The sequence below is a fragment of the Desulfovibrio psychrotolerans genome (genome assembly GCF_013340305.1).
Lineage (GTDB): Bacteria > Desulfobacterota > Desulfovibrionia > Desulfovibrionales > Desulfovibrionaceae > Halodesulfovibrio > Halodesulfovibrio psychrotolerans.
Window position 1 is genome coordinate 592,884 of the sequence record NZ_BLVP01000001.1, and the last position, 22,453, is coordinate 615,336.

Consider the following 22,453-nt stretch of genomic DNA (forward strand, 5'->3'; position numbering starts at 1 on the left):
CGGCAGTCAACCATTTTCAAATGACCTTCCTGCCCATAGGCATCCGCCCTGTTGCATGCTATGACTATCCATATTGCTCCCCGTATGTGACAAGACGAAGAAACGGCACCAACCGTTACCCGACCACCGCAGGAGGAACCCCATGCCCCGCCATCTCTGTATCCACGGCCACCTGTACCAGCCGCCGCGCGAAGACCCGTGGCTGGGAGACATCCTCCCCGAAGACAGTGCCGCCCCCGCCGAAAACTGGAACCAGCGCATCACGCGGGAAAGCTACGCCCCGCTCGCATGGGCCCGGCGTCTGGACAGTGAAGGGCGCATTGCCGACATCATGAACTGCTACGAGTGGATGAGCTTTAACGTAGGCCCCACGCTGCTTTCATGGCTGGAGCAGGCCGCCCCCTCCACCTACGCCCGCATGCTGCAAGGCGACAAGATAAGCCTTGCCCGTTGGGGTCACGGCAACGCAATGGCACAAGTATTTCATCATATCATCATGCCTCTGGCTTCCGCGCAAGACAAGAATTTAGAAATTGCATGGGCCCGTGCCGACTTCAAAAAACGATTCGGCCGCGAGCCGGAAGGCATGTGGCTGGCAGAATGCGCGGCAGATATCCCCACGCTGGAAGAACTGGCGCGGCAAGGCATCCGTTTCACCATTCTGGCTCCACGTCAGGCCGCCTTTGTAGCAGACATAGACTCACAGGAATGGCACCCCGTGCATGACGGGCATGTGGACATCTCCGTCCCCTATGCCGTGGACCTGCCCTCCGGTGCGAGCATGGCGGTATTCTTCTACAACGGCCCCCTCTCGCAGGCCGCGGCCTTTGAACGGCTGCTGCAGGACGGCGAAACGTTCTGGAACCGGCTGAGCGGTGCCGCTGGCAACGGTCTGCTCACCGTCTGCACAGACGGAGAAACCTACGGGCACCACTTCACCTTCGGCGAAATGGCGCTTGCCCACGTGCTCGGGCAAGCCATAAGCGGCAGAGACGACACGCGCCTCACAAACTACGCCGCCTATCTGGAAGCCCACCCGCCCACCCGCAAGGTCCGCATCCACGAACCCAGTTCATGGAGCTGCGCCCACGGTGTGGAACGCTGGAAAAGCGACTGCGGTTGCACAGACGGCGGCCACCCCCTGTGGAACCAGCGCTGGCGCGGCCCGCTGCGCGATGCCCTTACCCTGATGAAAAAGGCGGCAGACACCCATTTTCAGGCCACCGCCCCCGCGCTGTTCATTCATCCGGCCAAAGCTCTCACCGCCTACGGCGAAACCCTGTGCGACCGCGATGCCCGCGAACAGTTCGCCGCCGCGCACCTTTTGCCCACCCTCACGGATGAGCACCGGCGCACCGCATGGCAGCTGCTCGCCATGCAGGAGCAATCTCTGGCCGCCTTCGCCAGTTGCGCATGGTTTTTTGACGAGATATCCCGCATAGAACCCGTAAACGGCATGACCTTCGCCCTGCGCGCCATGGAGCTGCTCAAAGCCACAGGCGGGCCGGACATGGAGCAGCCCTTTGCGCAGGCCCTTTCCCTCGCCCGCTCCAACAAACCGGAAGAAGGCACGGGAGAAGACATATTCCGCAACCATGTTCTCCCGCGCAGAGAAGGCGCGGCCAGCATCATCCTGCAGGCCATGCTGCGCCTGTGGGCAGAAAAACGCCTGCCCTGCCCCGGCATCCGCAGCACCGTGCAGTGGCGTAACGTGTCTGTGGTCATCCTGCCCACAGATGCCGTGGGCGGCAGTCTTTCAGGCGAGGCCCGCATCCGGTGGTTCCCGGAACCGGAAGGCGCACCCGTGCAATGGGAATGGACACCTCCCAAAGCGGGCGGCATCCGCCAGACCTCCATCACCCTTTCCGGCCCGGGGGGCAACGTCACCCACACCTTTGAGCAACTGCCGCGCAACAAGCGGCAGGCCATTGCCATGCGCGCCATGGAGATGGCAAACATCCAGCGTCTTGCCGCCTTTGAGGAAGACGCCGCCAATGCCGCCGCCCTGTTCGAACCGTGGACAGAGGCCCAGCACGACCAGCCCATGGGCCACCACTGGAAGGCCATCGCCCCCGCCCTGGCCATCGCCTACATGAAGCACCCCTCGCTCACAGAGCCCCAGCGCAGACAGATAGCCCGCTACCTCACGGAATCGGGCCTGCTCGCGGCAGGCGGCAGAGAACTCATAACCGCATGGCTCACCCAGCGGCTGCTGCGGTTTTTGGAAGGACCGGAAGACAAGCTGGAACGGGCGGCGTCCTTTGTAACGCGCGCGCACACCCTGCTTTCGCACCCGGACCTCTGGGCCGTGCAGAACAGGGCGTGGGAAAAGGGGCTTAAGGGAGACGCCATGCGCGCCTTTGCCGCCGCCATCGGCTTCCGCGTCTGACATAGCGTATAAGGCCACGCATTCAGCCCACAAAAAAAGCCACGCCGCATGCGGAATCCGTATGCGGCGTGGAGAAAATCTGCGTTTATGAAGGGTCTTTCTACACGGCTCCGCGCAGCATGGGCTGAGCCTGCGATGCCCGAAAAGCTTCATCCGCGCGCGCATAGGCGGCCATGCCCACCTTGCGCGTCCATGCTCCTGCCTCCTGCCCTGCCAGCCCGTTCAGGTCGTCCTGCCCATTCATGCCGGAAAGCAGTTGCAGGGGCACGCCTGCTGCCTGCCGCAGCCCCGGAATATCAGCATTCCGCACCGCTTCATCCTGCAAAGACGCCCCGCCGGAATCTCCCATGGCGGAGCGGGCGCGCCCAAGCGTTTCTTCGGAAGAAGCACCCTCTTCCGTCTCATAGCGCACCCCAAACTTGCCAATGCGAAATCCCATGCGGGTGGAGGTACGCACGTCACGAGCCGCCGCCGCGGCTTCCAGCCGCTCGGTTGCCGCAGCACGTGCGTAGGCAGAAAACCCGCGCACGGCGCTACTTGTGACGTCAATCTCCATATACTCTCCTAACCATTGTCAGCGGATTCTGTGCAGTCTTTGCACTCAGCAGGTAACAGCCTTACCAAGGTTAAGGATACGCCTTCTCAGACGCAGAAGCAAGTGCCGCCCGCAGGTTCTACCGCAGCACAGCGTATCCTCCGCTTCCGCAGCACGACATCTGCTTGTCCGTGCGCAGACACACGCCCGTAACATGCCCACCCTATTCTTGGGCATCGGCAGCAGCAGAGTATGCCCCCTGCGCCTGCCGCGACCATACCGTCACAGAGGTACGCATGCCGCACCCCCGCCACCGGGTCGCTTTCTGGGCTTCCCCGGTCCTTCCCCGCCGCTCTGCGCGGAGCAATCGACACGCACAGGCTTTTTACAGTATCATCACATCGCAATCCCCCGGCACGGGGCACATGCCCCTGCGGGGTACACCGCACCAGCCACCTCAACCAAAGGGGTCTTCATGGGCAGGAAAAACTATGTCCTCGATACCAACGTGCTTATCGAAAATCCGGACTGCATCCACAACCTGCGCAACGGTGAAGAGAACAACATCTTCATCCCCTATCACGTCCTCATCGAACTCAATTCCCTGAAGACGAACCCACGCCTGAGACACATCATCTCGCGCGTGGTGGACACCCTGCTCGCCAACAAAGAGGTCATTCAGTTCATCCGCAACGATTCCAGCATCTCCCGGTTCACCGAGGAGGTAGTGGATAACTTCATCCTGCGCGAAATAACCGCCGCGCACATAGATACCCCCATCCTCGTCACCAACGACAAGATCCTGCGCCTCCAAGCCGGGCTTTCCGGCATTGAAAGCGAAGAACTGCGCGATTCCCGCCCCTTTGAATCCGAATCACAACGCTACACCGGATTCGTAGACCCGTCCGAGCCCAAAGTGCCCAACTCCTTTTCATGGCATGAGGGCAAGCCCATGTTTCATGGTACAGAAGGTGATGTCCTCATCACCTACCAGATGAACGTGTGGAACGTAAAACCTCGCAACATCTACCAAAACCTTGCTCTCATGCTCATGCAGCGCGAAGATCTGGACCTCGTCTCCGTGCAGTCAGAGGCAGGCTACGGCAAAACCTACCTCGCCCTTGCCACAGCCCTTTATCTGGCACTGGAACGCAAGCTCTATGAAAAGATATACGTGGTGAAGCCACTCATCGAACTCGGCACCAAAATGGGCTACCTGCCCGGCGATGTACGCGAAAAAATGGAGCCATACGTCAAATACATCCAAGACCTGCTGGTCAAGCTCCACACGTTGCGCCCCGCCAACCGTATCTTCGCCAACCCCGGCGAAGACACCCTGCGCTATAACCCCAAACGGTTCGAAATCCTCCCCCTTGCCTACATCCGGGGCATGAATATCGAAAACGCGGTGGTCATTGTAGATGAGTCGCAAAACCTCTCCCGTGTGGAAATGCGCGCCCTGCTCACCCGCATGGGCGAAAACGTAAAATGCTTCTGCCTTGGCGACACCCGGCAGGTAGACAACCCCTATCTCAATGATGCCAACAACGGCCTGAACTGGGTGGTCCGCAAACTCAAGGGGTTCCCCAACTACGCTCACATGGTGCTCAAGGGCGAACGCTCGCGCGGTCCCATCACAGACATGGTCCTCAAGTCCAAACTCTGATACCCGCAGGCGAAAAAAGACTCCGGCTGCCCGATACCGTCCCCGCCGTGTGCCATACAAAGCCACGGCGGGGGCTTTATTTTTGCGGCATCAGGCACACCACCTCTCTCTGTCACACAAACGTGACAAAGCCGTCACGTCATCTTCGCCCACATGCTCCATGTAGACGCAGTCCATACCCGCCGCACGGCGGGGCGGGCATACACATTTCCGTAACACATGAGACACTCCCTCCCCGCTGCCCGGGGTTCCCGCAACTTCAAGGTGCACACCGCCATGTTCAACACCCTCTCCTTCCGCAACAAACTCATAGTCGGTTCGCTGGTCATGGTGCTTACGGCCATGGTCAGCATGCTGGCCACCAGCTTCGTGGATACCAAGCGGGGCTACATCCGGCAGGGGCGCGAGGCGCTGCGCAACGTATCCCAAATCCTCATGGAATCCGCCCAGTTTCAAGATACCCTCAACCGCAACAAGATAGGCTCAGACCTCAAGCTCATGCAGTTGCAGTTCGGGTTGTCCGGCTTCCCCATCCCGGAAATATTCATGGAAGTGGAAGCGGAAATCGTGCACGAATCGACCGGAGAACGGGAAAAGACCGTGCTGCCGGGATTCAAGCTCGGGGCTGTCTACCTGAACGAAAACACAGACCTTGTAGACCGCATCCACGATCTCGCGGGGGTGGGGGCCTCCGTGCTGCAACTGCATCAGGGCAAGCTGATCCGTGTTGCTACCAGCGTCCGCAATGCTTCCGGTGCAACCGACCAGTGGACCTATCTGCCGCAGACGCATCAGGCCGTAGCAGCAACCAATGCGGGAACCAGCGTCACCGGCATCTATAAAATAGCCGGGGAATGGCAGCTTGCCATGTACGCTCCCATCAAGGGCATGGAGGGCGCAGAGATACTGGGTGCCATGGAAGTGGCGCGTCCCCTGCTTTCACCGGAATTTGCCGCCGCCGTGGTGCGGCACAACGTGGACGGCAAGGGCTATTCCTTTGCCTACGATGCACAGGGCGTCATTCTCATCCATCCGGACAAACACCTGCTCGGCACAAACATCCATGAGCAGCCTTGGGCAACGGCCCTGCAACAGGCAGGCACATCACCGGAAAAGGCAGCCCGTAGCCTCACCTATGTCCATGATGATGCGGAATACGAAGCCTATGCCGATGTCTATGCTCCGTGGGGCATCACCTTCGTTACCACCGTGCAGAGAGAAGACCTCATGGCCGGAGTGGACAAACGCCTCTGGACAAGCGCAGCTGTTGCCGCCGCCGTCACCCTTCCTCTGGTGGCACTGGTCATCTGGCTTATGGTGCGCCAGCTCATGCTTCCCATGCGCCGCCTCTCCATGCTGGCGCAGGAAGTGGCACAGGGCAACTTCGACTACACCTTCGACTACGTGCCCAACGACACCATAGGCACCACCGTGCGCGCGGTAAAAACCATGGTGGGCGAACTCAAAAGGCGGCTCGGCTTCAGTCAGGGCGTGCTGGACGGCATCGTGGTACCCTGCGCCGTGGTGAACCTCAAAAATGAGATAACCCATGTCAACGCCGAAGCACTCTCGGTGCTTCGCCGCAGCGGCGCCCCGTGGGACTACACGGGCAAACCCCTCGGAGAACTGCTGTACGGCGCGGCAAACGGCTCCGGCGCAGACCGCAGAACCTTCACCCGTCGCAGCATGGAACAGCACGCCCGCGTGGCGGAAGACGCCGTGTTCGACCCGCAGGGCGACGGACGCGAAGTCGTGCTGCACATCGTTTCCACCCCCATTTACGACATGGACGGCGAACTTCTGGGAGCCATCTCCCTGTGGATAGACCTCACGCACGAACGCGCGCAGCATGCGCGGCTGGATGCGCAGAACGCGGTCATCGCCGCCACCGCGCGCGAGGCGGACGAGATAGCCCGCCGCGTCGCCTCCTCGGCACAGGAGCTTTCCCTGCAGGTCAGCCACGCCAGCGAAGGCGCGGCGCGGCAGCTTGAGCACGTGCGCGAAGTCACCTCAGCCATGGACCACATGGACTCCTCGGTCACGGAAATAGGCCGCAAGGCAGGCAGCGCGGTGGAACTGGCCAAAGGCTCCGTACAGGTAGCCGAAGCAGGGCGCAAAGTGGTGCAGTCCTCTATGGAGGTCATGCACCGCGTGCACGGGCAGGTGGCCCACATGCAGAACACCGTGGAAGAACTGGGCATACAGGCAGAGGGCATTGGCCAGATCATGGGCGTTATTTCAGATATTGCGGACCAGACCAACCTGCTGGCACTGAACGCCGCCATAGAAGCCGCACGCGCGGGCGACGCGGGCCGTGGTTTCGCCGTGGTCGCGGACGAGGTGCGCAAGCTTGCGGAAAAAACCATGAGCGCCACCGGACAGGTGGGGCAGCGCATCCGGTCCATACAAGAATCCACGCGCGGCTTCATAGAAAGCACAGCCTCCGTTGCCCGTGCCGTACAGGAAAGCGACCACCTCGCCACCCGTTCAGGCGGCGCGCTGGATGATATCCTCAGCCGTATCCAGCAGTCGGAAAGCGAAATCTGCGTCATTGCAAACATGGCACAGGAGCAGACCCTCGGCGTAAAGAGCGTGTCCGCCGCTGTAACAGACGTGGACGGCATCGCCCGCGAAACCGCGCAGGCCATGGCGGAATCGGCAGATGCGGTAAACATACTCTCACGCCTCGCCCATGAACTGCAGCGCGCAATGGACGGAATGTCTCTGGAAAATCAAGATGATACACAGCACAACATGCAGACGGACGCTCTTTCCGAAAGCCGCAGGGCCGGGAACGCTGATCGGCGTGCAGAGATATAATTACCGACACGGTATTGTAACGAACGCTACAACGAGTCGTAACGCACACGGCATAGAAAGGTTCTGCGCGTTACAACGCACTTCACGTAAATAACTCTACAGACTTTGGAGGTCTCTGATGAAAGGCTTTTCGAAAATCGCATTGGCGCTGGCGCTGACCCTGTCGCTTGCCGGATTCGCCCATGCACGTGACCAGATCCGCATCGTCGGCTCCAGCACCGTCTATCCCTTCTCCAGCGCGGTGGCAGAAGAATTCGGCGCCATCAACGCCCAGTTCAAGTCCCCGGTTGTCGAATCCACCGGTTCCGGCGGCGGGCACAAGCTGTTCATGGCCGGTGTGGGTCCCGAAACGCCGGACATCACCAACTCTTCCCGCCGCATGAAGAAAAGCGAACTGGAAACCAACATCAAGAACGGCGTGACCGAAGTCACCGAAGCCAAGATCGGTTTTGACGGCATCGTCATCGCCCAGAACATCGGCAACGCCGACCTCGACCTTTCCCTGAAGGAACTCGCCCTTGCCGTGCTGGAAGAAGTTCCTGCAGATGGCAAGCTCGTGCCCAACCCCTACAAGACCTGGAAAGACATCAATCCCAACCTGCCCGACCGCAAGATCGTAATCTACGGCCCCCCCGCCACCTCCGGCACCCGTGACGCCTTTGTGGAAATGGTCGTGGAAGTGTTCACCGCCAAGGACGAAACCTTCAACGCTGTGCTCGGCAAGGATGCCAGCAAGTACAAGAAGATCCGTCAGGACGGCCCCTACGTGCCCGCCGGTGAAAACGACAACCTCATCGTCCAGAAGCTGACCAAGGACACTGAAGCCGTGGGCATCTTCGGCTACAGCTTCCTCTCCGAGAACAAGGACCAGATCAAGGGCTGCCCCGTGGGCGGCGTTGCCCCCACCTTCGATAACATCTCCGGCGGCAAATACCCCATTTCCCGTAGCCTCTTCTTCTACATCAAGAACGCTCACATCGGCAAAATCCCCGGCCTCAAGGAATACGTGGAACTGTTCATGTCTGAGAACATGATCGGCGAAAACGGCTACCTGAAGACCATCGGCCTCATTCCCCTGCCTGCCGCAGAGCGCGAGCAGGTGCGTAAAGACGTCACCGGCTTCAAGAAGCTTGCCCTTGAAGATCTGAAGTAGAAATAACCCGCTCCCATCGGTCGGCGGAGGCACACCAAGCCTCCGCCGGCCTTCACACTTTCCGGAAGGGGCACCTTCCGCAAACCGGGAACACTCATGACGTTAGGAAGCGCCCTGCAGTTGGCCTTCATGCTTATCGTGCCGCTAGCGGTACTGGGCTTCGCCCTTGCCAACCGGCAGACACAGGCAGACAACGCCCGGGGAACAGAACACCACTCACCACGCGCCTACTACGCGTGGTATTCCGTCTGTTGGGTGGCACTGCCTGCCATACTCATCTTTTTCTTCGCCTCGCTGCTGCATCTGCTGCATCTGGTTACCATTCCAAGCACAATCCTTCTGGTAGGTGCGGTGGGCTTGGGCATCTTCGGCCTGTATTTCTCTCAAAAAACCATTTCCAAGGAATTCAGAGCCATCCACCGGGTGGAAAAGGTGGTGCGGGTAACCCTCATTGCCGCATCCTCCATCTCCATTCTCATCACCATCGGCACCGTAGTGTCCGTGGTGTTCGAAGCCATGCACTTCTTCAAGCTGGTGGGCCTCTGGAACTTCCTCACCGGAACCAAATGGAGTCCGGAAACAGCCTTCCTCTTCTCCACAGGCCGTGCAGACAGCAGCGTGGCTCCGCCGGAATTCGGCTCCGTTCCGCTGTTTGCGGGCACCTTTTACATCACGGCCATCGCCATGCTGGTTGCCGGTCCCATGGGGCTGTTCGCCGCCATCTACATGGCGGAATACGCCACCCCCGCCGTGCGCAAGATAGCCAAACCCGCGCTGGAAATTCTGGCGGGCATCCCCACAGTGGTATACGGCTTCTTCGCCGCCATCACCGTCAGCCCCTTCATTGTGCAGGTGGCCACTTCTCTGGGCCTGCAGGCGGACTTCACCAACGCCCTCGCCCCGGGTCTGGTCATGGGTGTTATGATCATTCCGCTGGTGTCCTCTCTTTCGGACGACGTCATCAACGCTGTGCCCCAGGCCATGCGCGAAGGTTCCTACGCGCTGGGCGCCACCCAGTCGGAAACCATCACCAAGGTCATTCTCCCTGCGGCCCTTCCCGGCGTGGTCTCCGCCCTGCTGCTGGCCATATCCCGCGCCGTGGGCGAAACCATGATCGTGGTCATGGCGGCGGGCCTCATGCCCAACCTCACTTGGAATCCGCTCAAGAGCATGACCACGGTCACAGTCAGCATAGTAGACTCCCTGACCGGCGATCAGGCTTTCGACAGCCCGCAAACCCTCTCAGCCTTCGGCCTCGGCCTTGTGCTGCTGGTGGTTACGCTCTGCCTGAACGTGGTCTCACTGGTGGTCATCCGCAAATTCCGTGAACAGTACGAGTAACAGGATACGAAGAATGGCATCTACCTTCGGATTTGACGAAAAAGCCATGCGCGCCAGGCGGCACGCACGGGAACGGCGCTTTAGGGCTTACGCTATCACCGCCATTGCGCTTGCGGGACTCTTTCTGGTGTTCTTCATGGTGGATATCTCCATAAAGGGTGCTTCCGCCTTCCGGCAGGGTGAACTGCTTATCACGGTAAACTACTCACCGGAAATTTACGCCAACCCCAACATGGCGCTGGACCCGGAAGTAGCCCAGATTGTCTCCCGCAGCTTCATCCGCCTCATTCCCTCTATGATGGACGAGGACAGCACCCTTTCCGGCACCACGCGCGAACTCTGGGTGCTCGCCAGCGCGGATACGGACCAGTACATGAAGGAGCGCCCCAACCGGCTTAAACCCCGCCAGCAAAAGCTCGTGGACTCCATGATGCAGCAGGGCACGGCCAAGCTCGCCTTCAATACCGGGTTCTTCACGTCGGGCGATTCCAAGCTGCCTGAACTTGCGGGCATATTCTCCGCCGCAGTAGGCTCCTTTTATGTGCTGCTGCTCACCCTGCTGTTCAGCTTCCCGGTGGCGGTCATGTGCGCCATCTATCTGGAAGAATTCGCTCCGGATAACCGCCTGACCCAAATCATAGAAGTAAACATCAACAACCTTGCGGCCATTCCCTCCATCATCTACGGGCTGCTGGGTCTGGCCATCTTCATCAACTTCATGGGCGTCACCCGTTCTTCCGTACTGGTGGGCGGCCTCACGCTCTCGCTCATGACCATGCCTTCCATCATCATCAGCACGCGCGCGGCCATACGCTCCATCCCGCCTTCCATACGCGAAGCCGCGCTGGCACTGGGCGCAACGCCCCTGCAGGTGGTGTGGCACCACGTGCTGCCACTGTCGCTGCCGGGCATTCTCACGGGTACCATCATCGGCCTTTCCCGCGCCATGGGCGAAACCGCGCCCCTGCTCATCGTGGGTATGATGGCCTATATCCCGGACGTCGCCACCAGCTTCTCCAGTGCCTCCACCGTACTCCCCGCGCAGATATACACATGGGCCTCAGACTCTCAGCGCGCCTTTGCAGAACGCACCGCCGCAGGCATCATGGTCCTGCTCGTCCTGCTGCTGAGCATGAACGCCACGGCCATATGGCTGCGCAACAAGTACGAGCGCAAATGGTAGCCCCGTCGCATCTTTCCGGCTAATGCCGGAAACGGTAGCACATACCTCAGTACCAACCGCAAACGGCCTGCCGGAGTCTCCGCTTCAGCAGGCCGTTCTTTCGCTCCCCGCCCCTCCCCGGCAATCCCGCATGACGCCAAGCCCGCACTTGCCCCGGCGCCGCACTCCCTGCTATACTTACCCACTCGTCACAACCTGATCCCGGAGGCAGCATGTCGGACAAGCAGCACAGATACCGCATCGGCACCGCAGACTTTTCCGCAATACGCAACCGCAACGAAACCCGTGTCCTGCGCATGATGGAAAAAGTCATGAGCGAACCGCCCGGATACCAGCCGGACGAGCTTTCGCTGCACGATATTTACGCCCTTGCCCTCAATGCCCTGCCCCCGCGGTACACCCAGACGGGAACCATTGTCCTGCGCGACCCCGTGAAAGACGAAGAAATACTCGCCGCCGTGCGCAACGCCTTTGCCGTGGTGGTACAAAATCCCAAATATTGAGGCTCCTCCGCAATCATGATCACCGTAGACACACACATCCACACCCACTTCTCCCACGGAAAGGCCTCCGTGCAGGAAATGTTTGATGCGGCACTGGCTAAGGGCATGAAGGTGTTCGGCTTTTCCGAGCACTCCCCGCGCCCGGACGGATTCGACTACCCCACCGACTACAAGCAGAAACTCACCGCCGCATGGCCGGACTACCTCCGGCAGGTTTCCGCCCTTAAGGAAAACCCGCAAGGCGTTCAGGTGCTGTTGGGCATAGAGATGGACTGGACCGTCGGGCAGGAGGACTATATCCGCCAAAAGCTCGCCGCAGACCCCTTCGATTACGTCATCGCGGGCATCCACTTTCTGGATACGTGGGGATTCGACTTCGCCCCGCAGGACTGGGCATACTGGTCGGACGATGAAAAATTCGCCCGCTACGAGGCCTTTTTCGAAACCATGACCCACATGGCGCAGACAGGTCTTTTTGATATCGTCGCCCACCCGGACATCATCAAGATTTTCTCCGTGGACGCCTTCACCCGCTGGATGCAGACCGCCTCCGCAAAAGATGCCGTCCGCAGCGCCCTTTGCGCCGTCCAAAAGGCAGGCATGGCCATGGAGGTCTCCTCCGCAGGCCTGCGCAAACTGTGCGCCGAAATCTACCCCTGCCCCTTCTTCATGGAAACCGCCCGCGACCTGCACCTGCCCATAAGCTTCGGCTCAGACGCGCATTCCACGGCCTCCGTGGGCTACGCCTTCACTGTTCTGGAAACCTACGCCCGCACATACGGCTATTCCCAAAGCGTCTTCTTTGAAAAACGCACCATGCAGGTCAGAGCGTTCTGACCGGTCCCCCACGCCCGTTACCGCACCAGCAACCGACACAATCACTATGAACGCTCCTCTTCTCATCCTCGACCGGGTGCACGTCTCCTTTCTTCCCTCCGCGCAGGCCCTCCGCATCATCGCGCTGGACTCCCTCTCGTGGACCCTGCACAAAGGGCAGCACTGGGCAATCATCGGCCCCAACGGCGCGGGCAAATCCACCCTGCTGCGCGTCATCCGTGGTGAGCAGCGGCCCGACCAGATTCCGCCTCAGACGCAACCGCTCCAGTCGCCGGAACATACAGGCCAAACAGACCACACTGGCTACACTGGCCACGCAGGCTCCGTCACGTGGCTTCTGGACGGCACGCCGGAAACCACCCCCCTTGCCGTGCGCCGCCGCATCGCCTGCGTGACTTCCGGCATACAGGAACACTACGTGCGCCAGCAGTGGCGGCTCTCCGGCGAAGATTTGCTGCTGACCGGCTGGTTCGATTCCCCCCTGCTGTACGAAACACCCACGCAGCCCCAGCGCTATGCCGCGCAGGACCTGGCCCGTGCGCTGGACGTACAGCACCTGCTGGATATGCACCTGCCCGCCATGTCACAGGGCCAGTTGCGCAAAATGCTTGTTGCCCGTGCCCTCATCGGCTCGCCGGACATTCTGGTGCTGGACGAAATGTGCGAAGGGCTGGACCCCGCCTCCCGCGCGGGCGTTCTGGAAACAACAGACCGCGCCGCCGCACTGGGCACCACGGTCCTCTTCGCCACCCACCGGCTGGAAGAACTCCCCGCCTGCATCACCCACGGCATGCTCCTTACCTGCGGCCGCATCGCCGTGCAGGGCAGCGTGGCAGATGTCACTCAGGCCATGGAACAGAAGCACCGCGAATCTCTCTGCCCCCGGTCGCCGCAGGCGGCTCCTTCATCCGTCCTCCCGCCGCCCTTTCCCGACAGCAGCTCAGCCTCATCCGATCGTACTTGTCGCACCGGCCACACCGATCGCACAGGCCACATTGGCCGCATCAGCCGCACCACCCCGGCAGAACCGCTCATCGACATCGCAGACGCCACCGTGTTCATCAACCGCGTCCCCGTCCTGCACAACATCACATGGTCCATCCTCCCCGGACAGAACTGGGCCGTCTGCGGTCCCAACGGCGCGGGCAAATCCACACTGCTGCGCCTGCTGCTGGGCGATACCCGTCAGGCATGGGGCGGCACCGTGCGCTGGTTCGGGCAGGAAACGCCGGAAATGCACAGCCTCCGCCGCCGCATCGGCTACGTCTCCGACAGGCTGCAGGCAACCTACGGGCACGATGCCTACCACGGCACCCTGCTCGACCTCACCGGCGAAGAACTCGTCTGGTCCGGCTTTTCCGCCAGCGTGGGGCTGTGGGAATGGCAGCACATCACTCCTGAGCAGAAACAGGCCGCCGCCGCGTGGATGCACCACATGGGCCTTGCAGACCACGCCGCACAGCGCATCCGCGACATGTCCTACGGCAGACTCCGGCGCTTCATGCTCTGCCGCGCCGTTGCCCCCTCCCCCGACCTGCTGGTGCTGGACGAACCCTGCTCCGGCCTGGACCCCGCCGCACGCGACCACTTTCTCGCCACCCTGCGCGGCCTTGTGCAGTCGGGCATGCAGGTGGTGTACGTCTCGCATTACACATCGGAACTCATCCCGGAAATCTCACACATCCTGCGGCTGGAATCTGGCCATGTCACCTTCTGCGGTCCGCGCGGGCACGACCTCCCCGGCGGCAGCGATGCAGGCAGCTCCGCAACCGCACAGGGCAATGCACACCTGTCCGTTACCGATATCAGCACTGGCACATCCTCCGGCACATGCTCTGGCGCGGAATCGGAACCGGCACCGCTGCTCACTCCCGGCACGCCCTTTCGCGGCCTCATCCAGATAGCAGGCATCCACGACATGGACGAGGCAACCATGCTCATCCGCTCCGGCGTTCATGCACTGGGCTACCCCCTGCGGCTGCCCGTCAACACACCCGACTGCACGGAACAGGCTGCGGCAGACATGGCCCGCGCCCTTTCAGGTAATAACGGCAGCACCACCGCCATCCCCGTGTGCATCTGCTATCTGAACACGGCAGACGCCATAGCGGCCTTCTGCCGGCAACTGCACATGTCCCGCGTCCAGCTGCACGGCCCGGTCAGCCCGGATGAGCTGGAACGCCTGCGCCACATGGCTCCCCACCTGTTCATCATCAAAAGCCTTGTCCTCCACCCGGACGGCGGCAACCTGCCGGAACTGGAACGCACCCTCGCCCAGGCCGCCCCCCATGTGGACGCCTTCATCACCGATACCCGCAATCCCGCCACAGGCGCAGACGGCGCAACGGGCATGGTGCACAACTGGCAAGCCTCGGCCCGTCTGGTCCGCCTTTCCCCGCGCCCCGTCATTCTGGCGGGCGGCCTCACGCCGGACAATGTGGCACAGGCCATCCGCACTGTCCGCCCCGCAGGAGTAGACGCGCATACCGGCGTGGAAGGCCCGGACGGCAGAAAGGCCCCCCGGCTTGTGCAACGATTCGTTTCTCAAGCAAAAAAGGCTTTTACAGAAATTCACGCATCAACATTGTGAAAATGCACGGGAAAGACTTGTGCCCCATGCCGTTTTACAGTACATCTACCCCATCGGGCTTGAGAATTTTTTAACAAGTTGACAGCCTACCCAGGAGTTGGAGACATGGACTTCATCGTATTTTTTGTGGGTATCGCCGCCGTTCTCGGTGCGCTGTACTACATCAAAAAGACCAGCTAGCTTCGCGGGCCCCTTTTTCCCCCGGCGGCAGCCCGGCATATTGCCATCCCGGCATATTGTCATGGTCGCACCGCTGCGGAAATTCGGGCAGACCGGCATTTCCGGTCTCAAGGACATGTGCTCGGGCAAGCCATGTCCTTTTTCTTTTCCCGCCAACTGTCTGCAAGCCGACAGACCCCGCCCCCCGCTCCGCGCTATCCTGCCTCCATATCACGCCCCGCAGCGGGCCACACCGCAGCTTCTGGATACTTCCATGCCCGAACAATCCTGCACCCCGTATACACCAGCGCCATCCTCACAGCCGGAGATACCCAACATATCGGGAAATTCCGAAACCTCCGGCATATCCGAAATACCCGGCATACCCGGCACTCCGTCCGCCCTGCCGCAACGCCCCCACCTGTCTCCTTCCGCCATACGAATGGCGGTTCAGGGGGCTTTCACGCTGTTCTGCCTCTACGCGGGCTACCGTTTCCACAGCTACTTCCTGTGGATGACAGACAAAACAGACACGTTCACACCCAAGCCGCCCTCCGTGGAAGCATTCCTGCCCATCAGCGCCCTCATGGCAGCCAAACGCTTTTTCATGACCGGTCAGTGGGATACCGTCCACCCGGCGGGGCTCACCATCTTCTTTGCCATCCTGCTCACGGCCCTGCTCTTCCGCAAAGGATTCTGCGGCTATATCTGCCCGGTGGGTTTCCTCTCCGCCCTGCTGGAACGTCTCGGCCAGCGCACAGGTCTCACCCGGACCATGCCCAACCTGCCACATCCGGCTGCAGTGCTGCTCCGGGGCCCAAAATACCTGCTCTTGGCCGCATTTCTCTATTTCATCCTCATCGGCATGCCCCTGCGGGAGATCGAAGCCTTCCTCGCCTCACCCTACAATCTGGTGGCAGATGCGAAAATGCTCGCCTTCTTCACATCTCCGTCCCGCACCTCCCTTATTGTGCTGGCAGCCCTCGCCGCGTTCTCTCTGGTCCTGCGCAACGCATGGTGCCGCTTCCTGTGTCCATACGGCGCACTCCTCGGCCTGCTGGCGCTGGCAAGTCCCGTGGCCGTATCGCGCGATGCGGGCCGCTGCATTTCCTGCCGCCGCTGCACCCGCGCCTGCCCCTCCGGCATCAGCGTAGACTCACGCCGACGCATGGATACGCCGGAATGCATCGGCTGCGCCGCCTGCGCAGAAGCCTGTCCGGTCCCGGACTGCCTGTCCCTGCGCGCCTTCGGCCTGCGTCTCCCCGTCTGGTCGGTTGCACTGGGCAGCGCGGGCGTTCTGTTCGCCCTGTACCTGTGGGCGGTCAGCACCGGGCATTGGGTGTCAGATATCCCGCCCGCCATGCTCCGCAGGCTGCACATAATGCAGTTCGGCGGCTGACCGCAACAGATTGTACCTGACCACACCAGATCGCGCCTGACCCCGCCCGACTACGCCTGTCCGAGCCAGATCACGAAGGAACACGCCAGATCACGGCGGAACATGACGGAAAGGGCAACCTGCGCCATTCCGCACACAACACCACACCATTACGTGCAATTCCGCCTCTCCGCCCCTTGCCAAACACCCGCAAGGCATTACACATAGAGTCGGGCAACCCGGCACGGGTAAACCGCCCTGCGCCCGCCGGAAAGGCAAGGCGCGGAACAATCGCGAACCAACGGTCGGCCTCCCGGCGCGACCGCCCATCACAGCACCCTTTGGACCTTGCAAGGAGTAATCCGACAATGACCAGCAACCTCAAGACCGCTCTGCTTCTCGCCCTGCTTTCGGGCATCATCATCTTTCTGGGTGGTGCCATGGGCGGTAAAACCGGCCTTGTCTTTGCCTTCGGTTTCGCCCTGCTCATGAACGTGGGCAGCTACTGGTATTCAGACAAAATCGTGCTGCGCATGTACGGCGCACAGGAACTGAGCCCGGCAGACGCCCCCGCCCTGCACGCCATGGTGGATGAGCTTTCGCGCAACGCAGGCATCCCCAAACCCCGCGTGTGCATCATCAATGAAGACGCCCCCAACGCCTTCGCCACCGGGCGCAACCCGGAACACGGTGTGGTGGCCGTCACACGGGGCCTTATGACCCTGCTCACCCCGGAAGAACTTAAAGGCGTCATCGCGCACGAGATAGGCCACATAGCCAACCGCGACATTCTGGTGCAGTCCGTTGCCGGAGTACTGGCATCCGCCATTGTCATGATCGCCAACATGATGCAGTGGGCCGCCATCTTCGGTCTGGGCAGAAGCAGCGATGAAGAAGGCGGAGGCGGCGGAAACATGTTCACCGCGCTGCTCATGGCCTTTCTCGCCCCTGTTGCGGCAAGCCTCATCCAGTTCGCCATTTCCCGCTCGCGCGAATATCTCGCGGACGACACGGGTGCGCGCCTGTGCAACAACCCCATGTCTCTTGCCTCCGCGCTGGAAAAGCTGAACGCCTATTCCCAGCGCGTGCCCATGCACTCCGGCAACGAGGCCACCGCACACATGTTCATCGTTAACCCCTTTGCGGGGGCCAATATGGCCCGCCTGTTCAGCACACATCCCCCCATTGAGGAGCGGGTACAGCGCCTGCGCGGCATGGCCCGCCGGTAACGATCCGCTCCCGCAGAACCTGCATCCGTGCAGGCATTCCTCCCGGCACACACGTATGCGGCCCGGCCCGGATTCTTCCGGACCGGGCCTTTTCGTGTGGTCAGTCTGCCGCTATGCGTTCTCGTGTATCCAGCGCTCCAGCATCTGCTTCAGGTCCGCAGGGGCGGGGCCGCCATAAGGCTTGCCGTGTCTGCCCTGTGCTTTCGGGGGCATTCCTGCATTCCCGCCAGCATGGCCGGGGCCGTCACCCATGGCCTCCGGTGCAGGGGCATGCATCCCGGGCCCCTTCTGCATGGCTCCGCGTTCCGGTTCCCCCCCGGGCTGCATGCGGGCCTTGAACCGTGCGCGCACGTCGTCCACCCGGGCGCGCTGCGCATCCGTGAGCACGCTGCGAAAAGACGCCACAAACCGAACCCCCTGCAGCATCCGCTCCTCACGTTCCGCGCCTTCCTCGCGCATCAGGGCGCGCACCGTCTCCACATCGCCTTTCTCCGCCGCCTCACGCAATGCTTCCATACGCTTGAACCGCGCCTCCGCCCCCTGCTCGGCCTTATCCATGTCCGCAATGCGTGCCTTGAACAACTCCGTCATCTTCCCTTTCTGCGTGGCAGAAAGGTCCAGCCAGTCCAACGCCGCCACCAGACTGCTTTCCATCATCCCCGGCCCGCCCGCAGGCATTCCGGGTGTCATCCCGTGAACAGGTCCATTGGGGTATGCATTCCCCGCACTCACCACCAGCAATAAGATCGCTGCAAACAGTAACTTCTTCATAACAAAACTCCTTGCGTGTATCATAAATTGCATTTTGCGCACAAAAGTCGCGCCTACACACAAAGACGCATCATTCTACACATGTGTTACATAAAAAAAGCGGCTCTGCATGGGGAGAATGCAGAGCCGCAATATACTATGGCCAAAAAACACATTACCCGTGAGAGGAGAGACATATGCGCACAGCGCACACCGGGCATGTGTTCTTCGGCCTTGCAACCAAGACGCGCACAAAACCACGGCGGTTACACAAAAAACTCAGCCTGCTCTTCAGGCACCATCGCCCCTGCCGTACCCACCTCACGTGCCGCACCCACCTCACGCCCCGCACCCACCTCACGTGCCGTAGCTACTTGGCAGGCGGAGGCAGCTCAAACATCGGCGGTGGCGGTCCGTCATGCCTGTTGCGCCGCTCCTCCATGCGCCTGTCAAACTCTTCCAGCAACACCAGCTGTTCCGGCGTAAGATGCACGCGCACCCGCTCCATGGCTTGCGCAAACAAAGCCTTCATCTGCGGTTCCACAGTGCGGCGTATGGCATCACCCTGCTCCCAAGCTTCCTCAAAGTCAGGGCGGATAAGGACCACCTGCTCCGGAGTCAGTTTCAGTTCCCGCTCAAAATGCTCCCATATGCGCACCTTAAAGTCGCCGGGGGGAGGAAATCCCGGTCCCTGAGCCCGCTGCCACACATGCATGCCAAAAGCACCCACCACAATGCCGGAAATCAGCAGGGCAAGTGCGGCACAATAGTGCCTGAGAGGGGTAGAATGAGATAAACGCATGTCATGCCTCGTTAAAATTCAAGATAATACAGGGCAAAAAGTCCGGCAGGGTCTTCCAGCAGACCGGAAAGAGCACGCTCTATGAGCACGCCGTGCCCCATGGTGCCGGAAACAAGAAAGAGCACCAGGGCAGCCATGCACGCCACCGCAGAAAAAGAATACGCCCTGCGGGCAAAGCCCATCCAGCCGTCGTCCAGAGAAAGGAAAAAGACATCGTCCATAACGGACGCCACAAGCCCCGTGCCCGAAGCATATTCCAACCGTACCGCCGCATCCGTCCGCCCGTGGGCGTGGACATGCCGCAGAAACATCATGAACCGTTCCAGACGATCAGTCATAGTCCACCTCCGTAATTCCGGCCCTTCCGAGTATATCCTTGAGTTTCCTGCGCGCCCTCAGTGCCCGGACCTTCACGTTCACCTGCGTCCAGCCGAGCAGGTCAGCCGCTTCTGCCACGCTTTTCTCCTCAAGGGCGGTAAGGGTTACTACCATCCTGTCTTCCGGCGAAAGCTGCCCCATGGCCCACCGCAGCACCTCCTGTGCCTCGGCCTTTCCGGCTTCCGACTGATAGGTGCGCATGGCAGTATCCGCCATCACGCGGTCCATCAGTTCCACCGAATCCATGGACAGGTTCCCCGCCCCCACCTCGCGGGAACGATACTGTTCCCGCCAGAAGTCATAGCAGCACCGCACCGCTATCCGGGCAAGCCAACCGGCAAACCTGTCTCCGCCCTTGTAGGAAGCCAGCCCGCGATACGCGTTCACAAAGGCATCGTGAGCCACTTCTTCCGCCCGGTCATAAGGAACATGCCCGGCCACAATACGGGCCACATGCCGCCTGTGCCGGGTCACAAGCGATTCAAAAGCGTTCACGTCACCGCGCAACACATTCTGCACAATAATATCATCTGGCAAAGACAACGCAGTACCTCTGTTTCGGACAATCAGTCATGGGCAATCCGGTGACTACCCCTTAGACGATACCCGCCCGGCAGAGGTTACACGGCACAGGGCAAAAAGACCATGGTGCACAGCACCCGCACCGCACCTTCCTCAGGCCGCTCCTGCAAAAAACCCCGCACGGGCAACCATGCGGGGCGTCTGTAGTATACTGCGCGCACCAAGTACATCAGGCATAGTAAAGGCATAAGGCGCACCGCGGCCACCGGGCGCATCAGCTGCCCCCGGCATCAGCTTATTCGAGCATAGAACGCAGGGTGGCGGCAATGCCGCACTTGTCTATGCCGAGCATGGCGCGCAACTCCTTCTGCAGACCGTGTTCCACAAAGGCATCCGGCACACCCAGCCTGCGCACGGTCAGCCCGTTCAGAGCATCATTGTCCGCCAAAAATTCCAGTACACCCGATGAAAAACCGCCTATCAGGGCATTTTCCTCAATAAGCAGCAGTTTCTCATGGCTGCGGGCTATTTCCAGCAACTGCTGTTCCGGCAGAGGCTTCACGCAGCGTGCGTTGAACACCGTGACCTGAACCCCCGTCTGGGCAGCCACCTCACGGGATGCCTCCAGCGCGGGATGCACACGCGACCCCACCACAACAACCGCCACCTTGCTCCCCTGCTCCAGCACCTCGCCTGTGCCGATGGGGAATATGAGCGGCATGGCCCGCAACGGCACGCCGTATCCGGCTCCACGGGGATACCGTATAGCCACGGGACCGTTGTGCGCAAGCGCCGTCGCCATGCAGTCCGCCAGTTCGGATTCGTTGCCCGGCACCAGCACCACCAGATTGGGAATATGCCGCAGGTAGCTCAGGTCGAACACGCCGTGGTGGGTGGGTCCGTCTTCGCCCACAAGCCCGCAACGGTCCAGACAGAACACCACAGGCAGGTTCTGCAGACACACGTCGTGCACTATCTGGTCATAGGAGCGCTGCAGAAAGGTGGAATATATGGCCACAAAGGGCCTCAGTCCCTGCGTGGCAAGTCCGGCGGCAAAGGTCACGGCGTGCTGCTCGCATATGCCCACATCCACAAACCGTTCGGGAAACTGCTCCGCAAAGCAGGCTGTTCCCGTTCCTTCCGGCATGGCGGCTGTAATGGCGATAATGCGCTTGTCCGCGCGCGCCATGCGGCACAGGGCAGAGCCGAACACATCGGTATAGCTGGGCAGATTGCTCAGCGCGGCAAATTTTTTGGCCTGCCCCGTTTCCGGCTCAAACTGGCCCACTCCGTGAAAATATGTGGGGTTGGACTCCGCAGGCGGATACCCCTTGCCCTTCTGGGTCATCACATGGAGCAGCACCGGCTCATCAAGCTCCTTGCACAGCTCAAATGCCCGCTGCAAATCCTTTATGCTGTGCCCGTTCACCGGCCCCATGTAGTTGAAATGAAAGGCTTCAAACAGCATTCCGGGGGTGAAGAAGCTCTTCAGGCTGTGCTCACTGCGCTTGGCATAATTAAGCATTTCCTCGCCTATACCGGGCACGGACCCCAGCACCGTCTCCACATCCTTCTTGAACCGGCGCACCCAGCGCGAGGAAAGATTGCGCGACAGAAAATGAGACAGGGCACCCACGTTGCGGGAAATGGACATCTCGTTGTCATTAAGAATGACCAGCAGCTTGCGGTCCATATGGCCCGCCTGATTCAAGCCCTCAAACGCCAGCCCCGCCGTCATGGAACCGTCGCCGATAACCGCCATCACCTCGTGCTTTGCGCAGGCAAGGTCGCGTGCCATAGCCATGCCCAGCGCGGCGGAAATGGATGTGGAAGAATGCCCCACGCCAAAATGGTCATACGGGCTTTCAGACATCTTGGGAAAACCGCTCACGCCGCCCTTGGTGCGCAGGGTGTGAAAACAGTCGCTGCGTCCGGTAAGCAGTTTCCACGCATACGCCTGGTGCCCCACGTCCCAGACAACCTTGTCTTCCTCAAAATTAAAGCAGGAGAGCATGGCAACGGTAAGCTCCACAACGCCCAGCGAAGGGGCAAGGTGGCCGCCGTTATGCGACACGGCCTGTATAATGGCCTGTCGCAACTCCGCTGCCAGTTGTTCAAGCTGCACCGCATCAAACGACTGAACATCCCGGGGCGACCGTATGGTTCCCAGCAGCCCTTTCGGCATTCCCGATCCTGTCATGCACACATCCCGCACAAT

17 protein-coding genes and 1 pseudogene are annotated in these 22,453 nt (G+C 60.8%); 12 read left to right on the top strand and 6 right to left on the bottom strand.

All coding sequences use genetic code 11. The annotated features are described in order from the left end of the window. Nucleotides 1-142 precede the first annotated feature (142 nt). Nucleotides 143-2,389 carry a DUF3536 domain-containing protein gene (locus HUV26_RS02635; protein WP_174408518.1) on the top strand — a complete coding sequence of 749 codons (2,247 nt, stop codon included), beginning with the start codon at nucleotides 143-145 and terminating at the stop codon, nucleotides 2,387-2,389. A 100-nt stretch (nucleotides 2,390-2,489) separates the two neighbouring features. On the opposite strand, the gene HUV26_RS02640 is transcribed toward HUV26_RS02635, so the two are convergent. Then, a complete protein-coding gene (locus HUV26_RS02640) occupies nucleotides 2,490-2,945 on the bottom strand; it encodes a hypothetical protein (protein WP_174408519.1) in 456 nt (151 codons plus the stop codon). Between the two features lie 454 nt (nucleotides 2,946-3,399). Here HUV26_RS02640 and HUV26_RS02645 point away from each other — a divergent pair, with 454 nt between their 5' ends. The 11 genes and pseudogenes from HUV26_RS02645 (at nucleotide 3,400) to HUV26_RS02690 (ending at nucleotide 17,783) form a co-directional block, all read left to right on the top strand. Beyond that, a complete protein-coding gene (locus HUV26_RS02645; protein ID WP_174408520.1) occupies nucleotides 3,400-4,590 on the top strand; it encodes a PhoH family protein in 1,191 nt (396 codons plus the stop codon). A 276-nt stretch (nucleotides 4,591-4,866) separates the two neighbouring features. Continuing rightward, nucleotides 4,867-7,410 carry a methyl-accepting chemotaxis protein gene (locus tag HUV26_RS02650; protein ID WP_174408521.1) on the top strand — a complete coding sequence of 848 codons (2,544 nt, stop codon included), beginning with the start codon at nucleotides 4,867-4,869 and terminating at the stop codon, nucleotides 7,408-7,410. A 118-nt stretch (nucleotides 7,411-7,528) separates the two neighbouring features. Then, complete coding sequence (locus HUV26_RS02655; protein ID WP_174408522.1) at nucleotides 7,529-8,563, top strand: PstS family phosphate ABC transporter substrate-binding protein; 1,035 nt, start codon at nucleotides 7,529-7,531, stop codon at nucleotides 8,561-8,563. Between the two features lie 96 nt (nucleotides 8,564-8,659). Further along, nucleotides 8,660-9,904, top strand: coding sequence for a phosphate ABC transporter permease subunit PstC (gene pstC / locus HUV26_RS02660; RefSeq protein WP_174408523.1), 1,245 nt, complete (start codon nucleotides 8,660-8,662; stop codon nucleotides 9,902-9,904). 13 nt (nucleotides 9,905-9,917) lie between these two features. Next, a complete protein-coding gene (gene pstA / locus HUV26_RS02665; protein WP_174408524.1) occupies nucleotides 9,918-11,087 on the top strand; it encodes a phosphate ABC transporter permease PstA in 1,170 nt (389 codons plus the stop codon). 212 nt (nucleotides 11,088-11,299) lie between these two features. After that, nucleotides 11,300-11,590 carry a late competence development ComFB family protein gene (locus HUV26_RS02670; protein ID WP_174408525.1) on the top strand — a complete coding sequence of 97 codons (291 nt, stop codon included), beginning with the start codon at nucleotides 11,300-11,302 and terminating at the stop codon, nucleotides 11,588-11,590. A 15-nt stretch (nucleotides 11,591-11,605) separates the two neighbouring features. Continuing rightward, nucleotides 11,606-12,427 (top strand): histidinol-phosphatase, encoded by an 822-nt coding sequence (locus HUV26_RS02675; RefSeq protein WP_174408526.1) that lies wholly within the window; start codon nucleotides 11,606-11,608, stop codon nucleotides 12,425-12,427. A gap of 118 nt (nucleotides 12,428-12,545) precedes the next feature. Then, nucleotides 12,546-13,076, top strand: a pseudogene (locus HUV26_RS17065) (ATP-binding cassette domain-containing protein); the annotation flags it as partial. A gap of 201 nt (nucleotides 13,077-13,277) precedes the next feature. Beyond that, complete coding sequence (gene trpF / locus HUV26_RS02680) at nucleotides 13,278-15,017, top strand: phosphoribosylanthranilate isomerase (protein ID WP_444979611.1); 1,740 nt, start codon at nucleotides 13,278-13,280, stop codon at nucleotides 15,015-15,017. A 433-nt stretch (nucleotides 15,018-15,450) separates the two neighbouring features. After that, nucleotides 15,451-16,575 carry a 4Fe-4S binding protein gene (locus tag HUV26_RS02685; protein WP_243451232.1) on the top strand — a complete coding sequence of 375 codons (1,125 nt, stop codon included), beginning with the start codon at nucleotides 15,451-15,453 and terminating at the stop codon, nucleotides 16,573-16,575. A 347-nt stretch (nucleotides 16,576-16,922) separates the two neighbouring features. Continuing rightward, nucleotides 16,923-17,783: a zinc metalloprotease HtpX gene (locus HUV26_RS02690; RefSeq protein WP_174408528.1), complete on the top strand. Its 861-nt coding sequence runs from the start codon at nucleotides 16,923-16,925 to the stop codon at nucleotides 17,781-17,783. Between the two features lie 111 nt (nucleotides 17,784-17,894). Here HUV26_RS02690 and HUV26_RS02695 read toward each other — a convergent pair whose 3' ends face one another. The 5 genes from HUV26_RS02695 to dxs all read right to left on the bottom strand — a co-directional run bounded on the left by HUV26_RS02695 (nucleotide 17,895) and on the right by dxs (nucleotide 22,435). Then, nucleotides 17,895-18,554: a Spy/CpxP family protein refolding chaperone gene (locus tag HUV26_RS02695; protein ID WP_174408529.1), complete on the bottom strand. Its 660-nt coding sequence runs from the start codon at nucleotides 18,552-18,554 to the stop codon at nucleotides 17,895-17,897. Between the two features lie 349 nt (nucleotides 18,555-18,903). Next, nucleotides 18,904-19,335, bottom strand: a complete 432-nt coding sequence (locus HUV26_RS02700) for a hypothetical protein (RefSeq protein ID WP_174408530.1) — start codon at nucleotides 19,333-19,335, stop codon at nucleotides 18,904-18,906. 11 nt (nucleotides 19,336-19,346) lie between these two features. After that, the gene (locus HUV26_RS02705; protein WP_174408531.1) at nucleotides 19,347-19,673 is read right to left on the bottom strand and encodes a hypothetical protein; all 327 of its coding nucleotides are present in this window, start codon (nucleotides 19,671-19,673) and stop codon (nucleotides 19,347-19,349) included. Continuing rightward, nucleotides 19,666-20,232, bottom strand: a complete 567-nt coding sequence (locus HUV26_RS02710) for an RNA polymerase sigma factor (protein ID WP_243451233.1) — start codon at nucleotides 20,230-20,232, stop codon at nucleotides 19,666-19,668. The genes HUV26_RS02705 and HUV26_RS02710 overlap by 8 nt, the downstream gene beginning before the upstream one ends. 298 nt (nucleotides 20,233-20,530) lie before the next feature. Next, nucleotides 20,531-22,435, bottom strand: coding sequence for a 1-deoxy-D-xylulose-5-phosphate synthase (gene dxs / locus HUV26_RS02715; RefSeq protein ID WP_174408533.1), 1,905 nt, complete (start codon nucleotides 22,433-22,435; stop codon nucleotides 20,531-20,533). Between the last annotated feature and the right edge of the window lie 18 nt (nucleotides 22,436-22,453).